This window comes from Chitinimonas violaceus, from assembly GCF_052601015.1.
Genome location: NZ_JBQXDJ010000199.1, coordinates 1 through 812, shown reverse-complemented (window position 1 = coordinate 812; position 812 = coordinate 1). Strand labels below are relative to the sequence as shown.

Here is an 812-nt window from a genome sequence, read left to right as displayed (position 1 = left end):
GGGCGAACTGCTGGCGGGCGAGGTGAAGCCAAGCCTAAAGCAGCGCGTGATGAAGCACGACTGGCGCAGCAAGGGCAAGACGGCTCAGGGCCGGGGCTGCTGGAACGGGCTCTGGCGCGGGAGAATCTGATACAAGCGTGGAAGCGCGTCAAAGCGAACGGCGGTAGCGCTGGTGTAGATGGTCTGGACATAGAAGCCACCAAGGGCATGCTGCAAACGGCATGGCCGCAGGTACGGGATCAGTTGCTGAACGGGAGCTATCGGCCACTGCCGGTGCGCCGGGTTCAGATACCGAAACCGGATGGTGGTCTGCGGGAGCTGGGTATCCCGACGGTGACGGACCGGCTGATTCAGCAGGCGCTGCTGCAAGTGTTGCAACCGCTAATTGATCCGACGTTCTCAGAACACAGCTACGGTTTTAGGCCGGGGCGGCGAGCGCACCAAGCAGTACTGGCGGCGCAACGCTATGTGCAGTCGGGTAGGCGGATCGTGGTGGACGTGGACCTGGCACAGTTCTTCGACCGGGTGAACCACGACATTCTGATGGACCGACTGGCCAAGCGTATCTCGGACAAGGCAGTACTTCGCCTGATCCGGCGGTACTTGCAGGCGGGTATCCTGGATGGTGGGGTGAAGCTGGAGCGGCATGAAGGGACGCCACAAGGCGGCCCACTATCGCCGTTACTGGCGAACATCCTGCTGGACGAAGTGGACCGGGAGTTGGAACGGCGAGGCCACTGCTTCGCACGCTATGCCGACGACTGCAACGTCTACGTGAAGAGCCGGAAGGCTGGGGAACGCGTGCTGGCGGG

At 62.7% G+C, this 812-nt stretch carries 1 protein-coding gene; it reads left to right on the top strand.

Annotation, left to right across the window (positions count from 1 at the left end):
* Nucleotides 1-812, top strand: an 812-nt coding sequence (ltrA, locus tag ACUHMQ_RS20895; RefSeq protein ID WP_445297365.1) for a group II intron reverse transcriptase/maturase, incomplete at both ends; no start/stop codon positions are given.